The organism is Stenotrophomonas sp. Sm6012 (genome assembly GCF_030985895.1).
Classification (GTDB): domain Bacteria; phylum Pseudomonadota; class Gammaproteobacteria; order Xanthomonadales; family Xanthomonadaceae; genus Stenotrophomonas; species Stenotrophomonas forensis.
The window spans coordinates 1-26,039 of sequence record NZ_JAPTFX010000036.1 but is presented as its reverse complement, the minus strand read 5'-3'; the positions used below and the strand labels follow the sequence as shown (position 1 = coordinate 26,039).

Annotated in this window: 21 protein-coding genes; 14 read left to right on the top strand and 7 right to left on the bottom strand. The window is 65.8% G+C overall.

Annotation, left to right across the window (positions count from 1 at the left end; translation table 11 throughout):
* Nucleotides 1–56: 56 nt before the first annotated feature.
* The gene (locus O0J73_RS09005) at nt 57–2,651 is read right to left on the bottom strand and encodes a bifunctional aspartate kinase/diaminopimelate decarboxylase (protein WP_008265224.1); all 2,595 of its coding nucleotides are present in this window, start codon (nt 2,649–2,651) and stop codon (nt 57–59) included.
* Between the two features lie 75 nt (nt 2,652–2,726).
* Between O0J73_RS09005 and O0J73_RS09000 the strand changes: the two genes are divergently transcribed.
* Both O0J73_RS09000 and O0J73_RS08995 read left to right on the top strand, forming a co-directional pair.
* Nucleotides 2,727–3,602, top strand: a complete 876-nt coding sequence (locus O0J73_RS09000; protein WP_308308531.1) for a PhzF family phenazine biosynthesis protein — start codon at nt 2,727–2,729, stop codon at nt 3,600–3,602.
* A gap of 121 nt (nt 3,603–3,723) precedes the next feature.
* Complete coding sequence (locus O0J73_RS08995; protein ID WP_308308530.1) at nt 3,724–4,602, top strand: PhzF family phenazine biosynthesis protein; 879 nt, start codon at nt 3,724–3,726, stop codon at nt 4,600–4,602.
* A 71-nt stretch (nt 4,603–4,673) separates the two neighbouring features.
* On the opposite strand, the gene O0J73_RS08990 is transcribed toward O0J73_RS08995, so the two are convergent.
* Nucleotides 4,674–5,105, bottom strand: a complete 432-nt coding sequence (locus tag O0J73_RS08990; protein ID WP_006423346.1) for an OsmC family protein — start codon at nt 5,103–5,105, stop codon at nt 4,674–4,676.
* A 371-nt stretch (nt 5,106–5,476) separates the two neighbouring features.
* Here O0J73_RS08990 and O0J73_RS08985 point away from each other — a divergent pair, with 371 nt between their 5' ends.
* The 4 genes from O0J73_RS08985 to O0J73_RS08970 all read left to right on the top strand — a co-directional run bounded on the left by O0J73_RS08985 (nt 5,477) and on the right by O0J73_RS08970 (nt 7,721).
* The gene (locus tag O0J73_RS08985; protein ID WP_008264591.1) at nt 5,477–5,875 is read left to right on the top strand and encodes an HU family DNA-binding protein; all 399 of its coding nucleotides are present in this window, start codon (nt 5,477–5,479) and stop codon (nt 5,873–5,875) included.
* 253 nt (nt 5,876–6,128) lie between these two features.
* Nucleotides 6,129–6,437 carry a DUF3861 family protein gene (locus O0J73_RS08980; protein WP_308308529.1) on the top strand — a complete coding sequence of 103 codons (309 nt, stop codon included), beginning with the start codon at nt 6,129–6,131 and terminating at the stop codon, nt 6,435–6,437.
* Nucleotides 6,438–6,493: 56 nt separating this feature from the next.
* Complete coding sequence (locus O0J73_RS08975) at nt 6,494–7,042, top strand: hypothetical protein (RefSeq protein WP_197564007.1); 549 nt, start codon at nt 6,494–6,496, stop codon at nt 7,040–7,042.
* A gap of 82 nt (nt 7,043–7,124) precedes the next feature.
* Entirely contained in the window at nt 7,125–7,721 is a 597-nt protein-coding gene (locus O0J73_RS08970) for a DUF1439 domain-containing protein (RefSeq protein ID WP_008264782.1), read from the top strand.
* Between the two features lie 13 nt (nt 7,722–7,734).
* Here O0J73_RS08970 and O0J73_RS08965 read toward each other — a convergent pair whose 3' ends face one another.
* Both O0J73_RS08965 and O0J73_RS08960 read right to left on the bottom strand, forming a co-directional pair.
* Nucleotides 7,735–8,277 (bottom strand): type 1 glutamine amidotransferase domain-containing protein, encoded by a 543-nt coding sequence (locus O0J73_RS08965; protein WP_049456993.1) that lies wholly within the window; start codon nt 8,275–8,277, stop codon nt 7,735–7,737.
* Between the two features lie 86 nt (nt 8,278–8,363).
* Complete coding sequence (locus O0J73_RS08960; protein ID WP_308308528.1) at nt 8,364–8,819, bottom strand: SET domain-containing protein-lysine N-methyltransferase; 456 nt, start codon at nt 8,817–8,819, stop codon at nt 8,364–8,366.
* Nucleotides 8,820–9,029: 210 nt separating this feature from the next.
* Here O0J73_RS08960 and O0J73_RS08955 point away from each other — a divergent pair, with 210 nt between their 5' ends.
* The 5 genes from O0J73_RS08955 to O0J73_RS08935 all read left to right on the top strand — a co-directional run bounded on the left by O0J73_RS08955 (nt 9,030) and on the right by O0J73_RS08935 (nt 14,332).
* On the top strand, nt 9,030–9,485 hold the full coding sequence (locus O0J73_RS08955) for an SUF system Fe-S cluster assembly regulator (protein WP_008264567.1): 456 nt from the start codon (nt 9,030–9,032) through the stop codon (nt 9,483–9,485).
* An 18-nt stretch (nt 9,486–9,503) separates the two neighbouring features.
* A complete protein-coding gene (gene sufB, locus O0J73_RS08950) occupies nt 9,504–10,979 on the top strand; it encodes a Fe-S cluster assembly protein SufB (protein WP_308308527.1) in 1,476 nt (491 codons plus the stop codon).
* 73 nt (nt 10,980–11,052) lie between these two features.
* Nucleotides 11,053–11,817 carry a Fe-S cluster assembly ATPase SufC gene (sufC, locus tag O0J73_RS08945; protein ID WP_008268735.1) on the top strand — a complete coding sequence of 255 codons (765 nt, stop codon included), beginning with the start codon at nt 11,053–11,055 and terminating at the stop codon, nt 11,815–11,817.
* Nucleotides 11,817–13,079: a Fe-S cluster assembly protein SufD gene (gene sufD, locus O0J73_RS08940; protein WP_308308526.1), complete on the top strand. Its 1,263-nt coding sequence runs from the start codon at nt 11,817–11,819 to the stop codon at nt 13,077–13,079. Before sufC ends, sufD begins: the two co-directional genes overlap by 1 nt.
* Entirely contained in the window at nt 13,076–14,332 is a 1,257-nt protein-coding gene (locus tag O0J73_RS08935) for a cysteine desulfurase (protein ID WP_308308525.1), read from the top strand. Before sufD ends, O0J73_RS08935 begins: the two co-directional genes overlap by 4 nt.
* 685 nt (nt 14,333–15,017) lie before the next feature.
* Here O0J73_RS08935 and O0J73_RS08930 read toward each other — a convergent pair.
* The 3 genes from O0J73_RS08930 to O0J73_RS08920 are packed head-to-tail and all read right to left on the bottom strand — an operon-like array spanning nt 15,018 to nt 21,808.
* Nucleotides 15,018–15,524: a hypothetical protein gene (locus tag O0J73_RS08930; RefSeq protein ID WP_308308524.1), complete on the bottom strand. Its 507-nt coding sequence runs from the start codon at nt 15,522–15,524 to the stop codon at nt 15,018–15,020.
* Nucleotides 15,521–16,474 (bottom strand): RHS repeat-associated core domain-containing protein, encoded by a 954-nt coding sequence (locus O0J73_RS08925; RefSeq protein ID WP_308308523.1) that lies wholly within the window; start codon nt 16,472–16,474, stop codon nt 15,521–15,523. The genes O0J73_RS08930 and O0J73_RS08925 overlap by 4 nt, the downstream gene beginning before the upstream one ends.
* Nucleotides 16,475–16,477: 3 nt before the next feature.
* Complete coding sequence (locus O0J73_RS08920) at nt 16,478–21,808, bottom strand: RHS repeat domain-containing protein (protein WP_308308522.1); 5,331 nt, start codon at nt 21,806–21,808, stop codon at nt 16,478–16,480.
* A 223-nt stretch (nt 21,809–22,031) separates the two neighbouring features.
* On the opposite strand from O0J73_RS08920, the gene O0J73_RS08915 reads away from it, so the two are divergent.
* The 3 genes from O0J73_RS08915 to O0J73_RS08905 all read left to right on the top strand — a co-directional run bounded on the left by O0J73_RS08915 (nt 22,032) and on the right by O0J73_RS08905 (nt 25,899).
* The gene (locus O0J73_RS08915) at nt 22,032–22,571 is read left to right on the top strand and encodes a GNAT family N-acetyltransferase (protein ID WP_006423155.1); all 540 of its coding nucleotides are present in this window, start codon (nt 22,032–22,034) and stop codon (nt 22,569–22,571) included.
* Nucleotides 22,568–22,900, top strand: coding sequence for a non-heme iron oxygenase ferredoxin subunit (locus tag O0J73_RS08910; protein WP_006423147.1), 333 nt, complete (start codon nt 22,568–22,570; stop codon nt 22,898–22,900). Before O0J73_RS08915 ends, O0J73_RS08910 begins: the two co-directional genes overlap by 4 nt.
* A gap of 674 nt (nt 22,901–23,574) precedes the next feature.
* Nucleotides 23,575–25,899, top strand: a complete 2,325-nt coding sequence (locus tag O0J73_RS08905; protein WP_308308521.1) for a catecholate siderophore receptor Fiu — start codon at nt 23,575–23,577, stop codon at nt 25,897–25,899.
* Nucleotides 25,900–26,039 lie beyond the last annotated feature (140 nt).

Sequence of the window (26,039 nt, the reverse complement as noted above, 5' to 3'; positions counted from 1 at the left end):
GGTCCGCGGGATGGCGCGGGGCGTGTCGGTGGGCGGGTGCAGCGCGCGGGTGGCGATCATTCGATCACGTCTTCGCGCGGCATCGCCCGCTGGTTGTAGGTGTTGGACATCACATAGCCGTAGGCACCGGCATCGGCGATCAGCATCACATCGTCCGGTGCGGTCGATACCGGCAGCTTGCGGCGCTTGCCGAACACATCGCTGGATTCGCAGATCGGGCCGACCACATCGAACGCGGCCTCGGCATAGCCGCCCTGGCGGCTGAGATTCTCGATGTCGTGCCAGGCGTCGTACAGCGCCGGGCGCATCAGGGTGTTCATGCCGGCGTCCAGGCCGACGCGGCGCACGCCGTCCTTCTCCACCACCTGGGTGGCATGGGTCAGCAGCACGCCCGATTCGGCCACCAGATAGCGGCCCGGCTCGATCGCCAGGCGGAATGCCGGATGCAACGCCTTGACCTCGGCCAGGCCCTCGGCCCAGGCATCCAGATCGAACGGCTCGTCTTCGTCGCTGTACGGAATGGGCAGGCCACCGCCGATGTCGATGGTCTGCACGCTGCCGATGCGGCGGGCGAAACCGGCCAGCTCATCGCACATCAGGCGCCAGTGCTGCGCGGTCTCCACGCCGCTGCCCAGGTGCGCATGCAGGCCGACCACGCGGCTGCCCAGCTCGGTGGCCGCACGCACGAATTCGTCGACACGGGCGATCGGCAGGCCGAACTTGGAGTCCTTGCCGCCGGTGCGGACCTTGGCATGGTGGCCTTCGCCACGGCCGAGATCGACGCGCAGCCACAGCTCGCGGTTGCGGAACAGGTCCGGCCAGCGCTGCAGTGCTTCGACGTTGTCGACGGTGACGGTCACGCCCAGCGCGAACGCCGCTTCGTACTCGCTGCGCGGGCAGAAGCTGGGGGTGAACAGCACGCGCTTGGGCGACAGCTCCGGCAGGTGCTGGAACACATGCTTCAACTCGCCGTGCGAGACACATTCCAGGCCGAAGCCTTCCGCCTCCAGCAGCTGCAGGATGGCCGGGTGGCTGTTGGCCTTGATCGCGTAGTAGCGCTGGTCGATCGGCTTGATCGCGGCCAGCGCGCGGGCGCGGGCGCGCACCGTCGGCAGGTGGTAGACGTAGCGCGGCGTACCGGCATCGGCCAGCTGCAGCAGGTGCGCACGCTGGCCGCGCCACCACGGCGTGCCACGCGGGCGCACGGTGCCGGCGATCTCGCGCCAGCGCGGGCCGAACACTTCGGTCTCTTCCACCGGCATCGCGCCGCTGTCGATCAGCTCGGCATGCAGGATCGGCAGCAGGCCATCGGCATCGGCTTCGTCGATGACGAAGGTCAGGTTCAGGTCGTTGGACGACTGCGAGATCATGTGCACACGCTCGCGGCCGAAGGTGGCCCACACGTCCGACAGCTTGTGCAGCAGCGAGCGCATGCCGCGACCAACCAGCGTGATCGCCGCGCACGGCACGATCACCTTCACCTTGCAGATCTGCGACAGGTCGGCCGACAGCGCGGCCAGCACATCGGTGTTGACCAGGTTCTCGGACGGGTCCAGCGACACGGTGACGTTGGTCTCGGCCGAACCGATCAGGTCCACCGACAGGCCATGCTTCTTGAACAGATTGAACACATCGGCCAGGAAGCCGACCTGCTGCCACATGCCGATGCCTTCCATCGACACCAGCACGATGCCGTTGCGGCGGCTGATCGCCTTCACGCCCGGCACCGGAGCCGCACTGCCATCGATGCTGGTACCCGGCAGCTGCGGGCGCTCGGTATCGAGGATGGCCATCGGCACGCCGGCGTCACGGCACGGCTTGATCGAGCGCGGGTGCAGCACCTTGGCACCGGTGGTGGCGATTTCCTGTGCTTCGTAATAGTCCAGGCGGGTCAGCAGGCGCGCGTCCGGCACGTCCTTGGGGTTGGCGCTGAACATGCCCGGCACGTCGGTCCAGATCTCCACACGGCTGGCGCCAAGCAGCGCGCCGAAGTACGCCGCCGAGGTGTCCGAGCCACCGCGACCGAGGATGGCGGTACCGCCATCGGCATGCCGCGAGATGAAGCCCTGGGTGATCAGCAGGCGGGTCGGCTGCGCGCGGAAGCGCTGCATCCAGTCTGCGTCCGCGCGCCACTGGCAGTTCACCGATAGCCGCTGCGACCAGTCGCTCTGGTTCGGCTGCGGCGGCATCGCGTCCAGCCACTGGCGGGCATCCATCCAGCCCATGTCCAGGCCGGAGGCGTGCAGATAGGCCGCGCCCAGCGTGGAGGACAGCAGCTCGCCCTGGCCCAGCACGTCGGCCTGCCAGTCCAGCGGGCGGGTGGCCGCACGCGGGTCATCCAGCAGGCCCTGCAGCGCGGCGAGGCGCTCGGCCAGCACCTCGCGGCCCAGGCCCAGTTCGACCAGGAAACCCTCGTGGCGCTCGACCAGCGCCGCCACGCGGTCGCGGCTGTCCGGCGCACCGTCGGCGATCGCGGTCAGTTCGTTGGTGACCCCGGACAGCGCCGAGACCACCACCAGCACGCGCGAACCGGTCTCTTCCGCACGTTTTTTCGCCAGCTTCCCGATCGTGTCCCAGCGATGGCGACGCGACACCGAGGTGCCGCCGAACTTCAGTACGATCCAACGATCGACAAGGGGGGAAGCTGACATGGATAGGCTATGTGTAAGGTGGGGGAGCCGCCCGAGGGGGCGGAACCTTCGATTCTAAGCCCAATGGACCCGCCGATGGCCGCCTTCCGCTACCTGCAGCTCGATGTCTTCGCCCCCCACCCCGGCAGCGGCAATCCGCTGGGCGTGGTGCTGGGCGCCGATGGGCTCTCCAGTGCCCGCATGCAGGCCCTTGCCGCGTGGCTGAACCTGTCCGAGACGGTGTTCTTCCTGCCGCCCAGCGCCCCCGGCGCCGACTACCACATCCGCATCTTCACCCCGAACAGCGAACTGCCATTCGCCGGCCACCCCAGCGTGGGCGCGGCCTGGGCTGCAGTCACCTGCGGCCTGGCAACGCCGCGCGACGGCGGCGCGCTGGTCCAGCAATGCGCTGCCGGCGTGCTGCCGGTGCGGGTGAGCGGTGCCGCCACCTCTCCAACCATCGAACTGGCCAGCCCGCCGGCACAGCGCCTGCCGACCGACCCGGGCCAGGTGCCCGGACCGCTGTTGGCGCTGGCCACCGCCGGGCATGCGCCCGAACTGTGGGACAACGGCCCGCGCTGGTGGCTGCTGCCGCTGCGCGACGCCGCCGCCGTGCGCGGTCTGGCCCCGGACATGGCCGCCCTGCGCGACTGGACCAATGCCACCGGCGCAACCGGCGTCGCGGTATTCGCCGACGAAGCCGCCACGGACCATGCCCGCGTCGTGCGCGCGTTCTGCCCCGGCGATGCGGTGAACGTACCCGAGGACCCGGTCACCGGCAGCGCCAATGCGCTGATCGGTGCCTGGATGCGCGAGCGCGGCGCGCTGCCCGGCGGCAGCGGCGCCTATGTCGCCAGCCAGGGCCGCGAAGTCGGCCGCGACGGCCGCGTCCACGTGCGCGTGGATGCCGACGGCACGGTGTGGATCGGCGGCCAGGTGCAGCCGGTGATCGACGGCCAGATCAGCTGGTAACGCCGAAAAAAGGGGACGGAGGGAATCAAGTCGTTTGTGCCACAAGCGACCTGATTCCCTCCGTCCCCTTTTTCGTGTGCCGCGCTACCCTATGCCGCCTGTTTACTGGAGTTCCTGCCTGATGTCCGCACGCCGTTTCCTGCAGCTGGATGTGTTCTCCCCGCGTGCCGGCGCCGGCAATCCGCTGGCCGTGGTGCTCGATGCCGAAGGCCTGGACGATGCCAGCATGCAGGCCATCGCACGCTGGACACGCCTGCCCGAGACCACCTTCGTATTCCCGGCGCAGGCGGCAGGCACCAGCTACCGGCTGCGCATGTTCAGCCCGCAGAAGGAAGTGCCGTTCGCCGGCCATCCCAGCGTCGGTACCGCGCATGCGGTGCTGCAGGCAGGCCTGGCAGCGCCGGTTGACGGCGTGCTGGTGCAGGACGGCATCGCGGGCGCCCTGCCCCTGCGCGTCAGCGGAGAAGGCGCGCAGCAGCGCATTGCCATCCGTACCCCACGGGCACAGCTGGCCGAGACCACCGAAGCCAGCGATCCGCGCCTGCAGGCCGCGCTGAAGGGCTGGGCGCTGGGCACGCTGCCGCCGGCCCGCATGCAGGGCGGGCGCAGCTGGTGGGTGGTGCAGGTGGCCGATGAAGCCGCGTTGCGCGGCCTGCATCCGGAGTGGGATGCGGTAGCCGCGCTGGCCGAATCCACCGACAGCATGGGCGTGTTTGCCTATGCGTTCGCCGATGGCAACGAGGGATTCGATCTGGCCGTGCGCGCCTTCGTCGGCAATGGCCGTCGCTTCGAGGATGCGGCCTCGGGCGCCGCCAACGCGGTGCTGGCGGCATGGCTGGACCTGCGCGATGCGCTGCCGCATGGCCGCGCACCGTTCGAAGTCAGCCAGGGCCGCGAAGTCGGCCACGATGCGCGCCTGACCCTGCGGGTCGATGAAGACGGCGAGGTCTGGTCGGGGGGCCAGGTGCAGACGGTGATTGCCGGCACCATCGATTGGTAGAGCCGGCCGCTGGCCGGCTGTTACCTGGACCTTGACATCATGCGGTTGCCGGCCAGAGGCCGGCACTACCCTCAGCCCAGCTCGGCTTCCAGACTGATCGGCACTGCGCTCAGCGCCTTGGACACCGGGCAGTTCTGCTTGGCGTCATCGGCGATGGCGCGGAACTGTGCGGCGTCGATGCCCGGCACCACTGCCTTCACCTTCAGCCGGATCTGCGACAGCTGCGGACCGCCTTCCAGCGACAGGTCGACCTTGGCTTCGGTGTCCAGCGAGGTCGGGGTGAAGCCCGCTTCGCCCAGCTTGGCCGACAGCGCCATGGTGAAACAGCCGGCATGCGCGGCAGCGATCAGCTCTTCCGGATTGGTCCCTTTCTCGTCGCCAAAACGGCTGTTGAAGCCGTAGCGGGTCTTGTCCAGCAGCCCGCTCTGCGGCGTGCTCAACAGTCCCTTGCCCGACTTCAGATCGCCTTCCCAGTGCGCGGTGGCGTGTCGCGAGATTCCCATGTGCTGCTCCTGCGTGGCGGTGATGAACGGTCACCCTCGCACGGACCGCGTTATCCCTGCGTCGCTCCGCCGCATGCCAATCGTCCGCTGGAAACCGGGCAGCTGGACACTCCCTCGCCAGCCCGGCCTGCATTTCTCCCTTTATTTCAGTGGTTTCGCGCAACACCCTGACGATCGGCGAGCGGCTGCCAGGCATGCCAGGACGGCCCCATTCCCCACCACCGGCCATGTACTGAATCGGCCTGGATATGAAAAAACATGCACTTTCCACGCTTCGGGCTATTGGCGGCGCCCGAGAGTTGCCCTACATTGCGCTTGCCGACGGGGTTCGGCGCCGACCAAACAACCAACCGTTCACGGAACAGGAAACCATGGCAAAGACCGCTAAGAAGGCTGCCCCGAAGAAGGCAGTGAAGAAAGTCGCTACGAAGGCAGCCGCCAAGCCGGCCGCTCCGAAGCCGATCAAGGAAGTGCTGACCAAGTCCGGCCTGGTTGCACACATCGCTGAAGCCTCCGGCGTCGTCGCCAAGGACGTCCGCGCTGTGCTGGCCTCGCTGGAAAGCGCCGTCGCCTCCTCGGTGCACAAGAAGGGCGCAGGCTCCTTCACCCTGCCGGGCCTGCTGAAGATCACCACCGTCAACGTGGCGGCCAAGCCGAAGCGCAAGGGCATCAACCCGTTCACCAAGGAAGAACAGTGGTTCGCCGCCAAGCCGGCCACCACCAAGCTGAAGGTGCGTCCGCTGAAGAAGCTGAAGGACGCCGCGCTGTAAGCGCGCGCCCCGACGCGGACTCCGACGGGACGGCTGTGGCCGTCCCGTTTTTTTTGCCCTGCCCCGCGCCCGCAACACAGCGTTGCCGGATCCCGGGAAATACGCGCTCAGGCCCGTCGTCATTGACCGGGCGCGGCCGGGTCCAGGCCCGGAACGTACCGGGTGGAACACTGCGTGCAGCGCCGGCCGTCGCCGTCGGCCGCGGGCTTGCCTATCGTGGGCACATCCTCCACAGCTACGGCGAGCACCCCTCATGGCCAGCCCCTCCACCCGCTACCGGATCTCGGTGACCCCCATCGAAAAGGACGGGGTGCAGTGCACCGGGCGCTGCACCATCGAACTGGAGCACCGCGCCAGCCGCGACCTGATGCGCCTGCTGGAAGCTGCGCCGCGCACGGCGGGCATCAGTGGCGACGAGCGCGCCACCCTGGTGATCGCCAGCCAGCTGCTGCGCGACATCGTACAGCGTCACGCCGAGACCGACGGCCACGCGCTGGCAGCCATCGCCGCACAGGTGCTGCCGGCACTGGACGCCCTGGCCCAGCTGCCTTCCTCGCGCTGACCGCCGCGCACTCGATACACTGGCGCTCTCACGGTTGCCTCGGGGAGGAGGCAGGCATGCGCCGTATCCTGTTGTTGATTGCGCCCCTGGCGCTGCTGGGCTGCTCGCGGCCGGCAGCCGCACCGGATGCGGCACCTGCCGCGATACCGGCCAGCACCGATCAGCCGTCGAGCGCGTCGCCAACCGCAGTGCCCGGCGGCGACCCACCCGCTGCGCAGTCGCCTTCGGTCGACCCGTTGTTCGCTGCGGTGGCCCCCGATGCCGAGCCGCCCTCGGTGATGCTCAACCGCTACGTGCGCGCACTGCTCAATCGCGATCGCCGCGCCAGTGATGCGGCTTGGACCTTCCCTCCTGGCGACGCCCGGCATGCCGACGACGCCGCGCTGCGCCAGCTGCAGGATGTACGCACGCTTCACCTGCGCAGCAGTACGCCGATTGCCCGCAGCCCGGCACAGCCCGCTCAGCTGCTGGAGGTGCCGGTGCAGGTGCGTGCGGTCACCGCCAACGGCACTTTCCATTTCAGCGGCTGGTACCGCGTGCAGCCCAGCAGCGACGGCCGCGCCTGGCAGATCCAGTCGGCGCGCCTGCAGCCAACGCTGGACTGAACCGTTGCAGCCGCATGCACGCACGATTCAGCCGGCGCGGCTACTCTTTCTTCCATCCATTCCAGAGCCACCGGTCACTGCCATGCGCCTGCGTTCCCTGATGACCCGCCTCGCCGCCTCCACCGTGCTGATCGCTGCCGCGATCGGTGCGCAGGCCGCCCCCTCCATTTCCGGCCGCGAACTGTCGGTGGGTGCCAGCGACGTGCAGCAGTACCTCGACGGCAGCTTCCCGCGCACCCAGGACGCGCTGGGCGGCCTGATCGCCCTGACCATGAGCCACCCGCAGCTGAGCCTGCCGGCCGGCGAACGCTTGAACCTGGGCATGGACGTGGCACTGGCCACCGCCGGCGGCAACCCGGCCAAGCTGGGCACGGTGAAGCTCAGCAGCGGCCTGCGCTATGACGCACAGACCCAAGGCTTCCACCTGCAGCAGCCGAGCGTGGATGACTTCACCCCGGCCAACCAGGGTGGCCGTCTCGATTCGCGCACCCGTGGCCTGCTCAATGCCTGGCTGAGCGACTACGCCCAGCGCGAGCCCATCTACAAGCTGGACCCGGCCATGGCCGGCGTGCTGGGCGCGCTGCAGGTGCAGTCGGCACAGGTGAAGAACGGCAAGCTGGTGGTCACCTTCAACCAGAACCTGGGCAACCTGGTGCCGGCCGGCATCCTCGGCAAGTAAGGCAGGGCCGGCCTCACGCCACCAGCGCTTTCACTACCGCCTCGCTGAAAGCCGGAATGTCATCCGGCTTGCGGCTGGTGATCACATTGCCATCCACCACGACCTCGGCGTTGCGCCACTTGGCGCCGGCATTGGCGAGGTCCTGCTGCAGGGATGGCCACGAGGTCAGCTCGCGTCCATCGGCCAGGCCGCTGTTGATCAACAGCCACGGACCATGGCAGATGGCCGCTACCGGCTTGCCGGCCTCGGCGACGCTGCGGATGAATCCCAGCGCCGCCTCGTCGGTGCGCAGCGTGTCCGGGTTGATGACACCACCGGGCAGCACCAGGGCATCAAAGCGGCCGGCATCGGCCTCGTCCAGCGGCACGTCTACTGCCACCACGCCACCCCAGTCCTTGTCTTTCCAGCCCTTGATGGTCGCCTCCTTCGCAGGCGATACCACGCTGACCCTTGCGCCCTCCGCCTCCAGCAGGCGCTTGGGTTCGGTCAGTTCGGACTGTTCGAAGCCGTGCGTGGCAAGGATGGCAATCTGCTTGCCGCTGAGACGCTGAGCCATGTCGGATGCTCCATCGAAAGGAGCGGACAGCGTGCGCGAGGAGCCATTGAACGGCGGTGACACAACCGTGCACGGCAGGTGGAGACTCATGCGGTAGTGCCGGTGCACCTGGGCGAACCGCAGCGGCACTCCCAGATCTTCTTCAGCTTCGCGGTGTGGCGCTCGGCCAGGGTGATGCCGTAGTTGTAGGTCAGCTCTTCGCCGGCCTTGATATCGCGCAGGGCCTCGATGAATACCTTGTCGCCACGGCTGTCGCCGTCCTCGTCTTCCTCGATCACCGCCTCGCAGTTCGGGTCGCAGCTGTGGTTGATCCAGCGTGCGTCGTTGCCCTTGTAGTTGGCATCGATCACCCAGTCATCGTTGAGGGTGAACAGGAAGGTATGGCCGCTTTCGACGTCGCCGCTGTCATCGGCATCAACGTCGCCGTGGCTGCGCAGCAGGCCCTTGTACTGGATCACGCGCTCGCCCTGCTTGATCGGGGCCACGGCGAACACGCCGTTGCCATGGATGGCGGACTTGCGGGCTTGGATCTTCTTCGGCATCGGCACGGGCTGTTTGCAGCGAATGGAACGGGGATTCTCGCCCATTCCGGGTGATTGCGAAAATCACCCCATTGGCGCAGCATTGCGCCCTGGCAACGGCCCCGGTGCGTCCCTCCCGGCCCGGTCCCAGCGCCGGCTGAATGCCCGGGTTGGATGGCGGCGAATAAAAGCGTACAATTTCAGTCCGCTTTAAGAACCACTCGCATCCCCATGTTGCGCGTCACCAAACTCACCGATTACGCCACCGTCGTGCTGACCGTGCTTGCCGCCCGTCCGGGCGAGGTACTCAGTGCCACCGAGCTGGCCGAATTCACCGGTCTGGAGCCGCCCACCGTCAGCAAGGTGCTCAAGCCGCTGGCCCAGGCCGGCCTGGTCGAGGGCCTGCGCGGTGTCCGCGGTGGCTACCGCCTGACCCGCCCGGCCCTCGAGATCTCGCTGTTCGAAGTGGTCGAGGCAATGGAAGGGCCGCTGGCCCTGACCGAATGCAGCCACGACCACCACCAGTGCGGCATGGCGCCCAAGTGCGGCGCGCGCAGCAGCTGGCGGCTGATCAACGACGTGGTCTCCGAGGCCCTGCGCGATGTCACCCTCGCGCAGATCCTGCCCCCTCTCCCCCTTGCCGATGACGAACAGCGCCGCACCATCGCTGTCGACGTCGTCTCCTGATCCGTAGGCAGCCCCCCCATGGCCACCGAAATCATCGAAAACGTCGCCCACGACGACACCCCCAACCGCGAGATCCACGAGCAGCTCGGCCGCAAGTATTCGGCCGGCTTCATCACCGAGATCGAGTCGGACTCCCTGCCGCCGGGCCTGGACGAGGACACCATCCGTGCCCTGTCGGCCAAGAAGGAAGAGCCGGAGTGGATGACGCAGTGGCGCCTGGACGCCTACCGCCACTTCCTGACCATGCCGATGCCGGACTGGGCCAAGCTGGAGATCGCGCCGATCGACCTGCAGGCGCTCAGCTACTACTCCGCGCCGAAGGGCCCGAAGTACGCCTCGCTGGATGACGTGCCCAAGGAACTGCTCGACACCTACGACAAGCTGGGCGTGCCACTGCACGAGCGCGCCAAGCTGGCCGGCGTGGCGGTGGACGCGGTGTTCGACTCGGTGTCCGTCGGGACCACCTTCCGCAAGGAACTGGCCGAGAAGGGCATCATCTTCTGCTCGATGTCCGAGGCCATCAAGGAACACCCGGAACTGGTGCGCCAGTACCTGGGCACCGTGGTGCCGGTGGGCGACAACTACTTCGCCGCGCTCAACTCGGCGGTGTTCTCCGATGGCAGCTTCGTGTTCATTCCCAAGGGCGTGCGCTGCCCGATGGAACTGAGCACCTACTTCCGCATCAACGCCGGCCACACCGGCCAGTTCGAGCGCACCCTGATCGTGTGCGAGGACAAGGCCTACGTGTCCTACCTGGAAGGCTGCACCGCGCCGATGCGCGATGAGAACCAGCTGCACGCCGCGGTGGTCGAGCTGGTGGCACTGGAAGACGCGGAGATCAAGTACTCCACGGTGCAGAACTGGTACCCGGGCGACGAGAACGGCGTCGGCGGCATCTACAACTTCGTCACCAAGCGTGCCGAATGCCGTGGCGCGCGCAGCAAGGTCACCTGGACCCAGGTCGAGACCGGCTCGGCGATCACCTGGAAGTACCCGTCCTGCGTGCTGCTGGGCGACGACTCGGTGGGCGAGTTCCACTCGGTGGCCCTGACCCACCACCGCCAGCAGGCCGACACCGGCACCAAGATGATCCACGTCGGCAAGCGCACCAAGAGCAAGATCGTCAGCAAGGGCATCAGCGCCGGCCGTGGCCAGAACACCTACCGTGGCCTGGTCAGGGTCGACCGCAATGCCGATGGCGCGCGCAACTACACCCAGTGCGATTCGCTGCTGATCGGCAAGCAATGCGGCGCCCATACCTTCCCCTACATCGAGGTGAAGAACCCGGGCGCCACCGTCGAGCACGAGGCCACCACCTCCAAGATCTCCGACGACCAGCTGTTCTACTGCCGCGCCCGTGGCATCAGCCAGGAAGACGCGGTGTCGATGATCGTCGACGGCTTCTGCAAGCAGGTGTTCCGCGAGCTGCCGATGGAATTCGCAGTGGAAGCCAAGAAGCTGCTGGAAGTCTCGCTGGAAGGCTCGGTGGGCTGACCGCCCGCCCCGCTCCTCGCAAACGCATTCTCTTTACCGGCCGGCTGCGGCCCGCCCCACGGAAACCCCCACCATGCTGAAGATCGACAACCTCCACGCCCGCATCGGCGACAAGGAAATCCTCAAGGGCCTCTCGCTGGAAGTGAAGCCCGGCCAGGTGCACGCCATCATGGGCCCCAACGGCGCCGGCAAGTCCACCCTGGGCAATGTCCTGGCCGGCCGCGACGGCTATGAAGTGACCGAAGGCAGCGTGCAGTTTGAAGGCACCGACCTGCTGGATCAGGATCCGGAAGCGCGCGCCGCCGCCGGCCTGTTCCTGGCGTTCCAGTACCCGGTGGAAATCCCGGGCGTGAACAACACCTACTTCCTGCGCGCCGCGCTGAACGCCCAGCGCAAGGCACGCGGCGAAGAGGAACTCGATTCGATGCAGTTCCTCAAGCTGGTGCGACAGAAGCTGGCCGTGCTGCACCTGAAGGACGAACTGCTGCACCGTGGCGTCAACGAAGGCTTCTCCGGTGGCGAGAAGAAGCGCAACGAGATCTTCCAGCTGGCCGTGCTGGAGCCGAAGCTGGCGATCCTGGACGAAACCGATTCGGGCCTGGACATCGACGCGCTGAAGAGCGTGGCCGACGGCGTCAACGCGCTGCGCGCCGCCGATCGCTCGTTCCTGGTCATCACCCACTACCAGCGCCTGCTGGACTACATCAAGCCGGACGTGGTGCACGTGCTGGCCGATGGCCGCATCGTCAAGAGCGGCGGCCCGGAACTGGCCCTGGAACTGGAAGCGCACGGCTATGACTTCCTGAAGGATCGCGTGGTGCGCGAGGCGGCGGTCTGATGAGCGCGCTGCTCGACTCGATGGCCCAGGCCTTCTGCGGCAGCGATGCGCGCCGCGAAGTGCTGGATGCGGCCCTGCGCGACGGCCTGCCCGCCGCCCGCAACGAAGCCTGGAAGTACACCTCGCTGCGCCAGCTGGAACGCCGTGCGTTCGCTGCGGCGCCGCTGCAGGGCCCAGCGCTGGACGCCACGCTGCTGGAGGACATCCCGGCGCCGCGGCTGGTGTTCGTCAACGGTCGCCTCGATGCCGCGCTGAGCGACGTGCAGGCGCTGCCGGCCGGCGTGCAGCTGCAGCCGCTGTCGGCCGCGCTGGCCGACGGTGAGGACGCGGTGCGTTTCCTCGGCCGCCGCTACGAGCGCAGCGAGGAAATCTTCGCCCGCCTCAACGCCGCCCTGGCCGATGAAGGCGTGGTGCTGCGCGTGGACGAAGGCGTGCAGGTGGACGTACCGCTGCAGCTGGTGTTCGCCAGCGTGGCCGGCGATACCGACCTGGCCTGGCACCACCGCCACCTGATCGAACTGCGCACCGGCGCCAGCCTGGGCGTGGTCGAGCATCGCTTCAGCGTGGGTGATTCGGCCCACCTGGACAACACCGTGCTGCACGCCCACGTCGCCCGCGATGCCGTGCTCAAGCACGCCCGCGTGCAGGCCGGCAGCGCGCGCCAGACCAGCTTCCTGCGCACCGACGCGGTGCTGGCCCGCGACGCGCAGTACCACCGCGTCGATCTGGAACTGGGTGCCGCGCTCAGCCGCCATGAACTGAACGTGCGCCTGGAAGGCGACAACGCCCAGCTGACCGCCAACGGCGTGCTGCTCGGCAATGGCCGCCGCCACGTCGAAACCCGCTTGGGCATCGACCACATCGCGCGCGATACCACCTGCGAACTGCTGTGGCGCGGTGTTGCCGCCAACCGCAGCCGGGTCGTGTTCCACGGTGGCATCCAGATCCGCGAAGGCGCCGACGGCACCGACGCGAACCTGTCCAACAAGAACCTGCTGCTGTCGGCCGACGCCGAGATCGACACCCAGCCGACGCTGGTGATCGACGCCGATGAAGTCAAGGCCGCGCATGGCGCGACCGTCGGCCAGCTCGATGCCAACGCGCTGTTCTACCTGCGCTCGCGCGGGCTGCCGCAGGCCCAGGCGCAGGCGCTGCTGAGTGCCGCGTTCTGCCATGAACCGCTGAAGATCCTGCCGGAAGCACTGCGCGAGCAGCTGGCACGCCGCCTGGACAAGGCGCTGGTAGAGGCGGGTGTGGCATGAACCTGTCCACGCCGCGCCCGATCGAAGAACGCACCGGCGCCCCCGACTGGGACCGCGTCCGCCTCGACTTCCCGCTGTTGATGCGCGAAGTGCATGGCAAGCCGCTGGTCTATTTCGACAATGCCAACACCGGCCAGAAGCCGGTGCAGGTGATCGGCGCGGTGGACGAATTCTACCGCCGCTACAACGCCAACGTCAGCCGCGCGGTGCATGCACTGGGCAGTGAAGCCACCGACGCCTACGAAGGTGCGCGCAACAAGCTGGCGCGCTTCCTCAACGTGCGCCCCAGCGACCTGGTACTGTGCAGCGGCACCACCTTCGCCATCAACCTGGTGGCCTACTCGTGGGCGCTGCCGCGGCTGAAGGCCGGTGACGTGATCCTGGTGTCGCGCATGGAGCACCACGCCAACATCGTGCCGTGGCAGCTGGTCGCCCAGCGTACCGGCGCGACCATCCGCGTGGCCGAGATCACCCCCGACGGCGCGCTCGACCTGGATGCGCTGCGCGCAGCGATGACCCCCGAGGTCAAGCTGCTGGCGGTCACCCACGTCTCCAACGTGCTGGGTACGGTCAATCCGGTGCGCGAGATCTGCCGCGAAGCGCGCAAGCGCGGCATCATCACCGTGGTCGATGGCTCGCAGGCCGTGCCGCACCGCAAGGTGGACGTGGCCGCGATCGGTTGTGACTTCTACGCCATCACCGGCCACAAAATGTGTGGCCCGACCGGCACCGGCGCACTGTGGGCCCGCCGCGAGCACCTGGACGCGATGCCGCCGTTCCTCGGTGGCGGCGAAATGATCAAGGAAGTCAGCTTCGACGGCACCGTGTTCAACGATGCCCCGCACAAGTTCGAAGCCGGCACCCCGAACATCGCCGGCTTCATCGGCCTGGGCGTGGCCGCCGACTACCTGCAGGAGCTCGGCCAGGAGAACGTGGAAGCACGCGAGGCCGAACTGCTGGCGCACTTCACCGAAGAGCTGCGCCGCGTCGACGGCCTGCGCATCATCGGCGAAGCGCCGGAGAAGGCCGCGGTGGTCTCGTTCCTGATCGACGGCGCGCATGCCCACGATCTGGCCACCCTGCTGGATCTGGAAGGCGTAGCCGTGCGCTCTGGCCAGCACTGCGCGCACCCGCTGCTGCAGTACTTTGGTGTAGCGGCAACCTGCCGTGCTTCGCTGGCGTTCTACAACACGCACGCCGAGATCGAGCGGTTCATGACTGCGCTGACCAAGGTGCGGAAGTTGCTGGGGTGAGATACCTGGCGAAGCTCGGGATAGATGAAAACGCCGCAGGAAACTGCGGCGTTTTTTGTTGCGAGGAGCACCGGCAAACATAACCACTCGCAACGGCAGGCTATCATCACTGATACCCGAGCTCACCAACCACAGCCTTGCACTTTGAATCCAAATCAACATGAAATGAATTGAGCTCTTCGGAAGGCACCTTAACTTTGTCTGCGTGATGCATTACTGCATACCCACGGAGCCCACCACCCCCACCAGCCTCAGGAGCGACATCGTAGACATCTTCAGCCCACCCCCGAGACGCGGAAACATATGCTCTTATGACCGGCAAACAGACATCAACGTTCCCACTAATTTTTTCATGGGCCGAACAACCCACTGCCACAGCAAGAAACAGCAATGGACCAAGCATCAATTTGCAAAAGACCATCAGAGGACCCTTGGAACTGGAATAAACCTACAACACCAATGCCTCTTGTTCATGCAAAGAAATATCGCCAGAAATGCCGTAGCTTGCGCCTCCATTCTCGAATCCACATTGCCATCCTCAAGCATCAATCAAGCCTGAGACATTGCTGCGCATCTTGCTAGCAGTACTTTCAGACGCATTGCTGACGACGCCTGCTGCGACCTAGAGCCCCCTGATTTCTGTCATCAGGGGCAGCCACGCCATCATCAGTGCAAAGATCGAAAGTTACTTGATGTCCTCAAGATTAAGCAACACGTCTCCGAAAGTTTGGCGCTTAACTTCGAAGGGCAACCCCAACGGATGCACGTCAAGAGGCGCGAAGATTTCCCCGAGCAATAGATCCTCGGTTGTTCCAGTCTTTTCTCTATCCCTGAAGGTTCCAATCACTGACACCCAAGAGTAAGCATGCTCCTGAAAGATGCGCTCCTGGACATCCATTGGACCTCTAATCCGGATAGAAGTCTCGTCCGTCACTCCTGCCTCATAAAATTCCTTACTTGAATTCAGGACAAATAGATCCCGAGAAACAGCAAGATAACCTTCAATTCGAATAATTCGGCCATTGAATTCACTAGCATCGCTTGCAAGCGCCCTGAAAGTCACCCTGCATGCATTCTGCAACGTCCCTCCGCAGTTAATTCTGTGCGATGCATGATCTTCTGCATGCATTTGACATGCCGCCAACTGAAATGCAAGAAACGCCATAGAAGCCACGATCCCAACCTGCTTCATTTGATCATCTCCGACTCACCACTCGAATTCATCTTATACACCCCCGATGGATCGGACACATAATTTGTGGAATTGGACGTGCTGAAGGTTTTAATATCGCCATATGAGAACGGCGAGTACGCAGTCTTGAAGCCATCCAAAACTGGATGCGTATGAATGTTGATACCCCCAGGCAACGGCCGTCCAGCAGAGCCCCCCAACCAGTCTTCGCGACGAACTTCAGCGGAAACCCCAATATCGGAAAGATGAAAAGCCCCGCTATTCTTCATAACGATTTCCGCACTCACTTCCCACCCGAATCTAATGGAGTATTTCTGATAAACCTTTGAAAAAAGCTTGGCGGCACTGTCTGAATTTGCGTTCGGAATTGACTCCATCTTATCCTTCGTAGCATCAACAACACCCTTCATAGCATCATATCGAGCCTGTGCATTTTCCTTTGTAAAGCCAGACGGCAGAGCCCCTCCAATTGCCGCCACTCTTACCCCAGCCGCAATACCATTGTTTTTTATTTTGCTCCCAGTAATAGCCTGCCGAGCATCCTTGGGCTGCCTTCCATCCGGATCAAGGTACCGATACGGGTTACCCAGCGCATACGCGTAGCGTCCAAAAGCAGCCACTGACGAGGCTATTGGATCGGCTGATAGAAATGTCCCAGCCTCCGCATCATAGTACCGCTGCTGCATGTAACTCAGCCCCGTCTCCGAGTCCGTCACATGCCCCGTGTACCCCGGCCCATCCGTCAACGGCCGGTTGACCACCGCCCCATACGGCTCGTACACCGTGCGCTCGATCACCTGGCCATTGGCATCGGTGATCGCCACCGGTGATCCCAATGCATCGGTGTGGATGTACTCGACAACCTCCTGAGCGGCCGCCGGCGCCACACAAGCCGCCAGCACCACCAGCGCGAGTACCACTCGAATCAACAGCAAAGAGAGTCCGTTCATGGCTTAGTCCCAGCTCAGTACACCGCGGGTGACCGGCCGTTCGGCCGACCAGGGGGAACACCCACCTGCATTGCAGGCACGCACGCGATACTCATGCGCGCAGTACGTCCCACCGCTGTCATTCACGTAGGTTGAGGGGCCCGTGTACAGACGTTGGCCACCACCGCCGCTCTCAAGCTGATACTCCGTTGCGTCTGCCACCGGACTCCATCCTGCGGAGCACTGCACCTGATAGGGCGGCCTGCGTGTCGTCAGCCACTCCGCCAGGTAAAGGCTCGTTGCCGCCGGCGGCAGCACCACCGCCACCGTCACGACTCCCGAATACGGGCTGCACCCGACGAAATTGCAGGCTCTCACCCGATACGCATAGCTGCCCTTGCCACGGCTGGCACCAAAGCTGTTCGCAGCGCCGTTGTGCACCACCGTCCAGCCACCACCGTTGGCACTCTCTTCCAGCACGAAGCTCTCGCTGTTGGCGGGCACCGACCAGCTCAGGCTGTACTGCGGCACGTTGACCAGGCCCGGCGCACTGATCACCGGCTCGATGGCCGGCGGCCCGATCACCGCCACTGATGCCGTGCCCGACCACGGACCGCAGCCGGCGCCATTGCAGGCGGCAACGCGGTAGCCGTAGTTGCCGACACCGCGTGCCGCAGTGGCGTAGGAGCCGGCATCACCGTCGAACAGCGTCACCCATCCGCCACCATTGCTGCTTTCCTGCAGCGTGTAGCGCGTGGCGCCGGCCACGCCGTTCCAGCCAATGCCGATGCTGCCCGGTGCGGAACGTGCCGGAGCCGATATTCCCGGCGCGCCCGCGGGCGGATACACCACGGTCACCGCCGCACTGGCGCTGTAGGCGGTGCATCCCACCGGATTGCAGGCGCGGACACGATAGCCGTAGCTGCCCGCGCCCTTGCCGCTGAAGTCCCTGGATTGACCCGCGGCATTGTGCACCTGGGCCCAGGCGCCACCATTGGCGCTCTCCTCCAGCTCATAACGCTCGGCACCGGACGCCGCAGACCAGCTCACGCCGTAACTTCCATTGAAGGCCGTCGCCGGCACGCTCAAGGCCGGCACCGTGGACGGCGCCAGCGCCACCGCAACCGAAGCGACGTTGCTCCATTCACCACATACCGCGCGGCAACCGCGCACGCGGAACTGGTAGGTACCGGTCGCCAGGCCGGTGCTGGTGAACGATTGCGCCGCGCCGTCGAAGACGGTGCTCCAGGCGCCGGCCAGCGCACGCTGCAGTTCATAGCGGTTGGCCCCGCCGGCCGGGCTCCAGGTCAGGTTCACGCTGCCTTCGGTGATGTAGCCGGGCGCGCTCAGCGCAGGCGCCGCGGGGGCTGCTGCGCCGTGCACCTGGGCCACCAGGCTGCCGGACAGGTACAGGTAGTCGGTCTGCTTGCCGGTGCGCTCATTGCGCTGGAAACGCAGCACGCCGCCGTTGTCGTAGAACGAGTAGATCGCCCCCTTGCCACTGGCGCTGGCCTTCACCCGGCGACCATGGGCGTCGTACTCGTAGCTCTCCGCCGCGCCCGCAACCCGCAGGCGATTGCCGTAGTCGAATGAGAATGCCTGACCGTTGCGGACCGACAGGTTGCCCTGCACGTCGTAACCCAGGCCGGTCACGGTCGCCCCCGTCCCGGTTTCGATCACGTTGACCAGGCGATTGCTCGGATCGAAGTAGTGCGTACGGTCGCGGCTGCCGACCCTGGCACGGCGCAGGTTGTCGAGTGCGTCGTACTCGTAAAGTGCATTGCCGAAGCCCGGCGCGGTCACCGTACGCAACCGGTCCAGGCCGTCATAGGTCATGTCACGGTTGCCGGGTGCGCCCGGCAGGCCGTCGGAGATGGCCATCACATTGCCACCGGCATCGTAATCGTAGCTGTCATCGAGCACCGCGGCCGCAGCGGTGGCATCTCGACTGCGCTCCGGCAGGCCACGGGCATTCTGGGTCAGGGTATGCGCGATGCCGTTGCCGTAAACGAATCGCGCCAGCGCGCCATTGGCAAAATAGCTGGCGCTGTTTGCGTAACCGCCGACAGCTGTAGCCCGCCCCAGCGCATCCGGGGCATAGCTGACGACGCGTCCGCCCGGGTAAGTGTTGCTGGCCAGCGTGCCGTTGGCATCGTAGCCGTACGCCAGACTCAGGTTGCCCAGATCCGGATGCTGCAGCGTCTCGCTGCTGAGCAGGCGTCTGCGATTGTATTGATAGCGGTTGACGACCATCGGCCGGGCCGGGTCGTTCTGCGTACTGATTTCCGCGGGCAAGGCATCCGGCGTGTAGGACCAGCGCTGGTTTCCGCGCCCATCCGGGAACGTCAGGGTCGACAGTCGATTGGCGGCATCGTAGCTGCGCACCACCACACGGCCGCTGGCAAAGGCCTCACTGCGATTGCAGTCGGCCGCGCTGCCCAGGCCGGTCCCGGCTGCGGACCACAGCACGTTGCCGGCCGCATCATAGTCCTGCACCGTCGCGCCGGTTTCCGGTTCGATGGTCTTGCACAGCTGCTGGTAACCGTCATAGACGTAGCGGCGGGTCAACGCTTGGCTGCCATCGGCCGTGCGGCGGGTGATCGCCAACGGCTTGCCCAGCGTGTCACGCTGGATCTCGGTCACCACGCCTTCCGGATGCTGAAGCGTCAGTGGCATCTCATAGCTGGGCTGATCGTAGGCGAGATGTCGCGTGGTGGTGGCCTGCCCGCGCGGGTTGGTAACCTTCACCGACACGTTGCCCACATACTCGGTGCGCGTTACCAGATCGCCCAGTTCCGACGATTGGCTGACCACCACCGGCCGGCCCAACGCGTCGTACTGCGTCGTGGTGCCCGTCATTGCTGCATTGATGTCGGTGAGCTGTCGCGTGGGGTACGACGCAAACACCGTCTTGCCACTGCTGTCGTAGCGGGTCACCACCGCGCTGTCGAGCGCGTTGTTGGCATTCTCGGTAACCAGTACCGGACGGAACATGGCGTCCAGATAGGTGTCGGTACGGCGTCCGCCCTGGGTACGGGAGTGCTTCCACGCACCGGCCGGCACACCCAGCTGGGCACCGCCCAGCCGCTGCAGGTCCATGGTCACACCGTTCCAGTTCACTTCATCGCCACCTGGAAACTGCTGGCTGCGCAGCCGTCCCATGCTGTCGTAGCTGAAGCTGGTGGTTGCGCCGACTTCATCGGTCAGTGAAGCGATCCAACCATTGTCATCGACCGCAACGGTACGCACTGCGCCATTGGGCGCCTCGGGTGTGGCCGGCATGCGCAGCTGCTGCGGGATGCCGCGCTTCCATCCAGACAGGTGACTGGTGTTGCCACGGCCGTCGGCCACCGATGCCACCGTACCGTCAGCGGCATAGGTCACCTGCTGCGCCAGGCGGCCGAATGCATAGGCGCGCAGCGGGAGCGCATTGGCCGGGTCGAACTCGGTGCGCGACTCCTCGATGCCGTTGAGCAGGCTGCGTGCCACCTGACCATTCACCCACAAGGCGGGATTGTCGTAATAGCCGGTCGTCCGGGTCCGGCTCTGGCCGGCGGAATTCCCTTCGTCCACCGTGACTTCGCGGACGAAGGCATCAAAGGCCTGTACCGTGCGGGTGAACTGCACGCCGTCCTGGTTCACGACCGTGCTCTGCACCGGCCGATTCAGATGCTCCCCAAGCTCGGTCGCCCCGTACTTGAGATTTCGTCCCGCCTCACGCGGGAACGGTGCATTGGCAATCTGCGCGTCCGGGTAATAGTTGTTGCGCTCCGTGCGGACCACAGTGCCGCCCGCGCTGGTACTGGTCGACAGCAGCAGACCGTCGTTGTAGCCGACTTCCTTGCCGAATTCGTATGTCCGGATGACCCCATCGGGCAGGGTTTCAATCGTTATCTTCGGTTCCGCCTGCCCGACCGGGATCGCTGGCCAGCCGGCCTGGTCAACCCGCCTGTCGTATTCCCACCCCAGGTTGGTGTACTGATAACTCCATTGCGCCGTGGGCATCCCCGGACCGCTGATCCGCTTTGCCACCAGCGACATCGCGTCGCGGTAGATGGGCGTGAGGTTCCACCCATCGGCCAGCAGCTGGTCGTCGCCGGACGTCTGGCAGTTGAATGGCACGTTCTTGCGCCCATGCCGGAAGGGTCGGAACACGAAGGTTCCGACGGCTCCAGAGGGATGGGTGATGGACGCCGCCACTTCGGTCTGCACGATCTTGTTCGTCTTCGCGCACAACGCCGGGACTTCCATGTAGGCCCAGACGTCCTGCCCGGTGTACTCCTGGTACTTCTTCGTCACATTGACCGGAGGCAGGTCATAGCTCCAGGCCGTGCCATCGGGCAGCGTGACCGATTGCAGCGTTCCCGTCGGCGTATAGCCGTAGGTCCAGGTACGGCCCGCCGCCACCGCCGTTGCGATGCGTCCCTGCGAGTCATAGGTCAGGCTGATGCTGCGCCCGTCGCTGGCGATGATGCGATCCAGGCGCCCGCCGCTCCACTCATAGCGGACCCAGTTGCCGAATCGGTCGACGACCTGCGACGGATAGAGGAAGACCTTCTTCCGCTGCAGCGTCGAATGGGTGACGGTGTCGTAGGGCTGCATGACAGCCGGGTCGTTGTGGCGCGCCACCATCCAGTCGAAGTAGTACTTGGTTCCGTCCGGCGCATGTCCCAGGAAGCCTTCGCCCGGCTGGCCGCTCTTGAGGGAACTGAGGCAGGAGAAGAACCATCCGCCCTTGGTATTCCACGGGGCGGGCATGCCAAGTTGCGGGGTGGGCTGGCGCGCATCTCCGCTGCCGGCAAGTACCGTTTCACCGCTGCCGCCAGGCAGTGACAACCGCACTCCTTCCCAATAGGTATGGGGTGCGAAACTGATTGTCTGGGTGTGCTTGTAGTTCCAGACGTCCAATGACGGAGGTGCGGAGACAGTCGAGCAGCGCGCGCTCGGTGTCCAATGACCTGCCACCGCCGTTTCCGGCTGATCTCCGTAGGTGCCCGAAAGCGACGGGATATCCAGCGTCCAGTTTCCGTACTCGTTGTCGTTTGCGCTGCCGCCGATATCTCCATAGCTGCGGCCCAGCGACACCGCCAGGCCACCGTTGCCGGGAATAGAGATATCGGTGGCACTGAAACTGACAGAGCCGTCATACAGGTTGACCTTCTCGCCGAAGATGTCCCCCTTCAGCGGCTCGACCAGATCGCCGTATTTCAGCCGCTTGTCGTATTCCTGGCGCCAGGTGGGAACGATCTGGGCAGAGGCCAGTGCCGGCGCCAGCGACAGGGCCGTCACCATCAGCAGCAGCGAAGACCTGATCGGGCCGGCATGGCGCGAGCGGAGCGTGATGCGGAACCGCATGGGGATCCTCCTTGGATCGTCCGTCCTTGAATGCGCGCACAGACAGCAGGACCTGTCCCCTGGCCAGCGCGATCTACACCCATTTATGAATCCAACATGAAGATCGCGTCAAGGCGACATTCACGACAGGATCGGCAAACAGCCTGGGAACAGCCTCCACTCCGGTCCGCGCCCAGCCTCAGGACCTGCGCCGCAGAAGGCGTGCCCCATCTAGAATGCCCGCATGACCACCCTGACCTACCGGGCCGCCACGCCGGCCGACATCCCCGCCCTGATCGCCCTCGTCACTTCGGCCTACCGGGGTGACGCCAGCCGTGCCGGCTGGACCACCGAAGCCGACCTGCTGGACGGCGCCCGCATCGACGCCGAAGGCATCCAGGCCGACCTCGACCGCCCCCGCTCGACCATCCTGCTGGCCGAACGCGAGGGCCGGCTGGTGGCCTGCGCCCACGTCGCCGATGTCGACGGCAAGGGCTACTTCGGCATGTTCTCGGTCGACCCGGCCCAGCAGGGCGGCGGCGTCGGCAAGCAGCTGATGGATGCGGCCGAAGCGCACGCCGCGCGCGAATGGAACGTGCCGGTGATGCAGATGACGGTGATCGACGTTCGCGACGAGCTGATCGCCTTCTACGAGCGTCGTGGCTACCAGCGCACCGGCATCAAGAAGCCGTTCCCGTATGGCGACGAACGCTTCGGCATTCCCAAGCGCGACGACCTGCGCTTCGAGATCCTGGAAAAGCCGCTGGCCGGAGCCACCGCGTGAACGAGGCCTGGACCTTCGTCTGTGCCGGCGCCGAACTGCTGCCGGGTGAAATGAAGAGCGTGTTCGACGAAGTGACCGGCACCCCGATCGTGGTGTTCAACCTCGATGGCGAGCTGTATGCGCTGGAGGACCAGTGCACGCATGAAGAGTTCGAGCTGTCCTCCGGCGAGTTCAACACCACCGAGGGCAGCGTGGAGTGCGTGCTGCACGGCGCGCGCTTCGACGTGCGCGATGGCCGCGCCCTATGCGCCCCGGCCTACACCCCGGTGCCCAAGTTCCCGGTGAAGCGTGAACACGACGCCATCTGGACCCGCGACGACCGCGACTGAGGCGCCCCCCCGGGGCAGCCAACCCACGGGGTGAAGCTGCCGGAAGCGGCTGAGCGCCCGTTCAGGGCCTCGTAGGGCCATCCTGGCAGCCCGCCCCATCGCGCACATGCGAATCATTATCGTTGATGTTATTCTACGTAACATCTTCGTAACGAATCCGCCCCGCGCCATGGCTTCGCCCGCGCCCGCCGCCATGCTGTGCCAGCTCGCCCGCCAAGGGTGGCCGCTGCTGGTGGCCGCGCTGCTGACGCTGGTGCTGGGTTGGTCGGCCTTGCACGAAGGGCGTGGTACGGCAACCGCCGCCATGCCCACGGTACACGCCCAGGGTGCTGCGCCCGCGTCTCCGCCACATGCACTGCCGCACGAACAGGCGATGCACCGCGCTGAGTCCGAACCTGATGGTAGTCGCAGCGACAAGCCAGCGGTGCTGCGATGGCTCTGCCTGCAATACCCACAGCGTGCCCCGTCGGACGCTCCGGCGACGATGACACCGGCTTCTGCGGTGCACGCGCCGGACCGACGCCAGCCCCCCTCACAGGCACCGCCCCTGCGGTTGGCCTGACGCTCTGCTGCGCGCTGCGCAGTCGTTTCCGCACGTCCCCCTTTCGCTCCATGCCCTGCTGCCGCGCCGCCTGCGTCGGCCGCCCCTTCCTGTTCCCTCTCTGCAGACGCCCATGAAACCGATCAAGAGCCGCAAGCACGCTTCTCCGCTTCGTACCCTGCCGTTGGCCACCGCCAGTCTTGCAGCCGGCCTCGGCCTGGCGGCCCTTCCCGCGCTGGCCCACGCCGAAGCCGGCGACAACACGCGCACCCTGGACAAGATCGATGTGCACGCCACCCGCGGCTACAAGGCCGACAAGGTGGCCTCGCCGAAGTTCACCCAGCGTCTGCAGGACACCCCGCAGACCATCCAGGTGATCACCAGCGACCTGTTCAACCAGCAGGGCGCCACCACGCTGACCGAAGCGCTGCGCAACAGCCCCGGCGTGGGCACCTTCTATGCCGGTGAGAACGGCAACACCACCACCGGCGACGCGCTGTTCATGCGTGGCTTCGACACCTCCAACAGTCTGTATGTGGACGGTGTGCGCGACCTGGGCTCGATCTCGCGCGATGTGTTCAACATCGAACAGGTGGAGGTGACCAAGGGCCCGGCCGGTACCGACAACGGCCGCTCGGCACCGACCGGTGCCATCAACCTGGTCAGCAAGCAGGCCAACCTGCAGGACGCTACCTCGGCCAGCGTTTCGCTGGGCAGCGACCAGCAACGCCGTACCACCGCCGACTGGAACCACTCGCTGGGTGCCACCAGCGCGCTGCGCATCAACGGCATGTGGCAGGACAGCGGCCAGCCCGGTCGCGACCACGTGCAGAACAAGCGCTGGGGCATCGCGCCGTCGCTGGCCTTCGGCCTGGGCACCGCCACCCGCTACTACCTCAACCTGCTCTATGTGAAGCAGGACAACGTGCCCGACGGCGGCGTGCCGACCCTGGGCCTGCCTGGCTGGACCCCGCAGCCGACGCTGGAAGCACTGGCCGGCCATCCGGTGGACCCGGAAAACTTCTACGGCACCCATGCCGACCACGATGACGTGACCGCGCAGATGGCCACGTTCCGCTTCGAGCACGACTTCAACGACAGCGTGCGCCTGACCAATACCGCACGCTGGGGCCGCACCGAACAGGACTATCTGCTCACCGCCTTCATGGGCACCGGTGTGCGTGGTGCGAACGGGCGTCCGACCGGCAACATCACTTATATCAACCCGGCAGACCTTGCAACCTACACCATTGCGCGCAGCCTGCCGACCTTCAAGGATCAGCGCAACACCATCCTCACCGATCAGTTGAACCTGCGCGCGGACTTCTCCACCGGCGCGGTAGGCCATGCACTGAGTGCCGGCCTGGAATTCACCCGCGAAGAACTGGACAGCTACGGTCAGGCCGCCTCCGGTGGCAGCAGCTGGCCGGCTGCCAACCTGTACGCCCCCAACTGGAACGTCACTGGCCTGAACTGGGCGCACAACGGCGCCGATGCCCACGGCAAGACCACCACCTCGGCGATCTACCTGTTCGACACCCTGTCCTTCGGCGAGAGCTTCCTGCTGACCGCAGGCGTGCGTGCCGATCATTACAAGACCGAGTACGCCAGCGCCTCGGTCTGTGGCGGCCGCGGCGGCCCGGTGTGTGGCAGCAACCCCACCGGCACCGTGCTGCGCAACCCGACGCTGGACGCGTCCGATACCCTGCTGAACTGGAAGCTGGGCGCGCTGTACAAGGTGGGTGAAACGGTCAGCGTGTACGCCAACTACGCGCTTTCCCAGCAACCGCCGGGCGGTGCCAACTTCCAGCTGAGCAGCTCGGCCAGCAGCGCCGACAACCCCAAGCTGGACCCGCAGAAGGCCAAGACCTTCGAGGTGGGCAGCAAGTGGGCCTTCATGGAGGATGCGCTGGCGGTGAACCTGGCGCTGTTCCAGACCGATGTGGAGAACGAAATCAATACCAACGTGCTGGACGACGCCGGCAACCCCACCCAGACCGGCAGCAAGCGGGTGAAGGGTGTTGAGCTGTCTGCCGTGGGCCGCGTGTCCGAGAACTGGTCGATCAGCGCAGGCTACAGCCACTTGAACACCGATGTGAAGGATGGTGCCAAGGTGGCCGCCGATGGCACCAACAACCTGGTCTATACCCCGGACGATACGTTCACCGGCTGGACCAGCTACGTGCTGCCGCATGGCATTACCCTGGGCGGCGGCGTGCGCTATGCCGCCGGCATGCACCGCGGTACCGACGGCGCCGTCGGCACGCCGGCATTCACCAAGTCCTACACGGTGTACGACGCCATGGTCTCGTGGGCGGTGAACGATCACGTGTCGCTGCGCTTGAACGGCTACAACCTGTTCGACAAGCAGTACGTGGCCAGCATCAACAAGAGCGGCTACCGTTACACCCCGGGCGCACCGCGCACTTTCCTGCTCAGCGCGGACATCCGCTTCTGATGGCAAGACGCGGGGGAGTCCGTCTCCCCCCCGCGCATCACAGAGGAACCACCATGCTGCTGCACATACCCAACGTGCTCGCCCCGGAAGAGGTGGCACAGATGCGCCAGCGGCTGGATCCGGCCGATTGGGGGGGGGGG

Coding starts and splice junctions, on each gene's coding strand:
- O0J73_RS09005 (WP_008265224.1), bottom strand. CDS start 2,651: ATGTCAGCTTCCCCCCTTGTCGATCGTTGGATCGTACTGAAGTTCGGC.
- O0J73_RS09000 (WP_308308531.1), top strand. CDS start 2,727: ATGGCCGCCTTCCGCTACCTGCAGCTCGATGTCTTCGCCCCCCACCCC.
- O0J73_RS08995 (WP_308308530.1), top strand. CDS start 3,724: ATGTCCGCACGCCGTTTCCTGCAGCTGGATGTGTTCTCCCCGCGTGCC.
- O0J73_RS08990 (WP_006423346.1), bottom strand. CDS start 5,105: ATGGGAATCTCGCGACACGCCACCGCGCACTGGGAAGGCGATCTGAAG.
- O0J73_RS08985 (WP_008264591.1), top strand. CDS start 5,477: ATGGCAAAGACCGCTAAGAAGGCTGCCCCGAAGAAGGCAGTGAAGAAA.
- O0J73_RS08980 (WP_308308529.1), top strand. CDS start 6,129: ATGGCCAGCCCCTCCACCCGCTACCGGATCTCGGTGACCCCCATCGAA.
- O0J73_RS08975 (WP_197564007.1), top strand. CDS start 6,494: ATGCGCCGTATCCTGTTGTTGATTGCGCCCCTGGCGCTGCTGGGCTGC.
- O0J73_RS08970 (WP_008264782.1), top strand. CDS start 7,125: ATGCGCCTGCGTTCCCTGATGACCCGCCTCGCCGCCTCCACCGTGCTG.
- O0J73_RS08965 (WP_049456993.1), bottom strand. CDS start 8,277: ATGGCTCAGCGTCTCAGCGGCAAGCAGATTGCCATCCTTGCCACGCAC.
- O0J73_RS08960 (WP_308308528.1), bottom strand. CDS start 8,819: ATGCCGAAGAAGATCCAAGCCCGCAAGTCCGCCATCCATGGCAACGGC.
- O0J73_RS08955 (WP_008264567.1), top strand. CDS start 9,030: ATGTTGCGCGTCACCAAACTCACCGATTACGCCACCGTCGTGCTGACC.
- sufB (WP_308308527.1), top strand. CDS start 9,504: ATGGCCACCGAAATCATCGAAAACGTCGCCCACGACGACACCCCCAAC.
- sufC (WP_008268735.1), top strand. CDS start 11,053: ATGCTGAAGATCGACAACCTCCACGCCCGCATCGGCGACAAGGAAATC.
- sufD (WP_308308526.1), top strand. CDS start 11,817: ATGAGCGCGCTGCTCGACTCGATGGCCCAGGCCTTCTGCGGCAGCGAT.
- O0J73_RS08935 (WP_308308525.1), top strand. CDS start 13,076: ATGAACCTGTCCACGCCGCGCCCGATCGAAGAACGCACCGGCGCCCCC.
- O0J73_RS08930 (WP_308308524.1), bottom strand. CDS start 15,524: ATGAAGCAGGTTGGGATCGTGGCTTCTATGGCGTTTCTTGCATTTCAG.
- O0J73_RS08925 (WP_308308523.1), bottom strand. CDS start 16,474: ATGAACGGACTCTCTTTGCTGTTGATTCGAGTGGTACTCGCGCTGGTG.
- O0J73_RS08920 (WP_308308522.1), bottom strand. CDS start 21,808: ATGCGGTTCCGCATCACGCTCCGCTCGCGCCATGCCGGCCCGATCAGG.
- O0J73_RS08915 (WP_006423155.1), top strand. CDS start 22,032: ATGACCACCCTGACCTACCGGGCCGCCACGCCGGCCGACATCCCCGCC.
- O0J73_RS08905 (WP_308308521.1), top strand. CDS start 23,575: ATGAAACCGATCAAGAGCCGCAAGCACGCTTCTCCGCTTCGTACCCTG.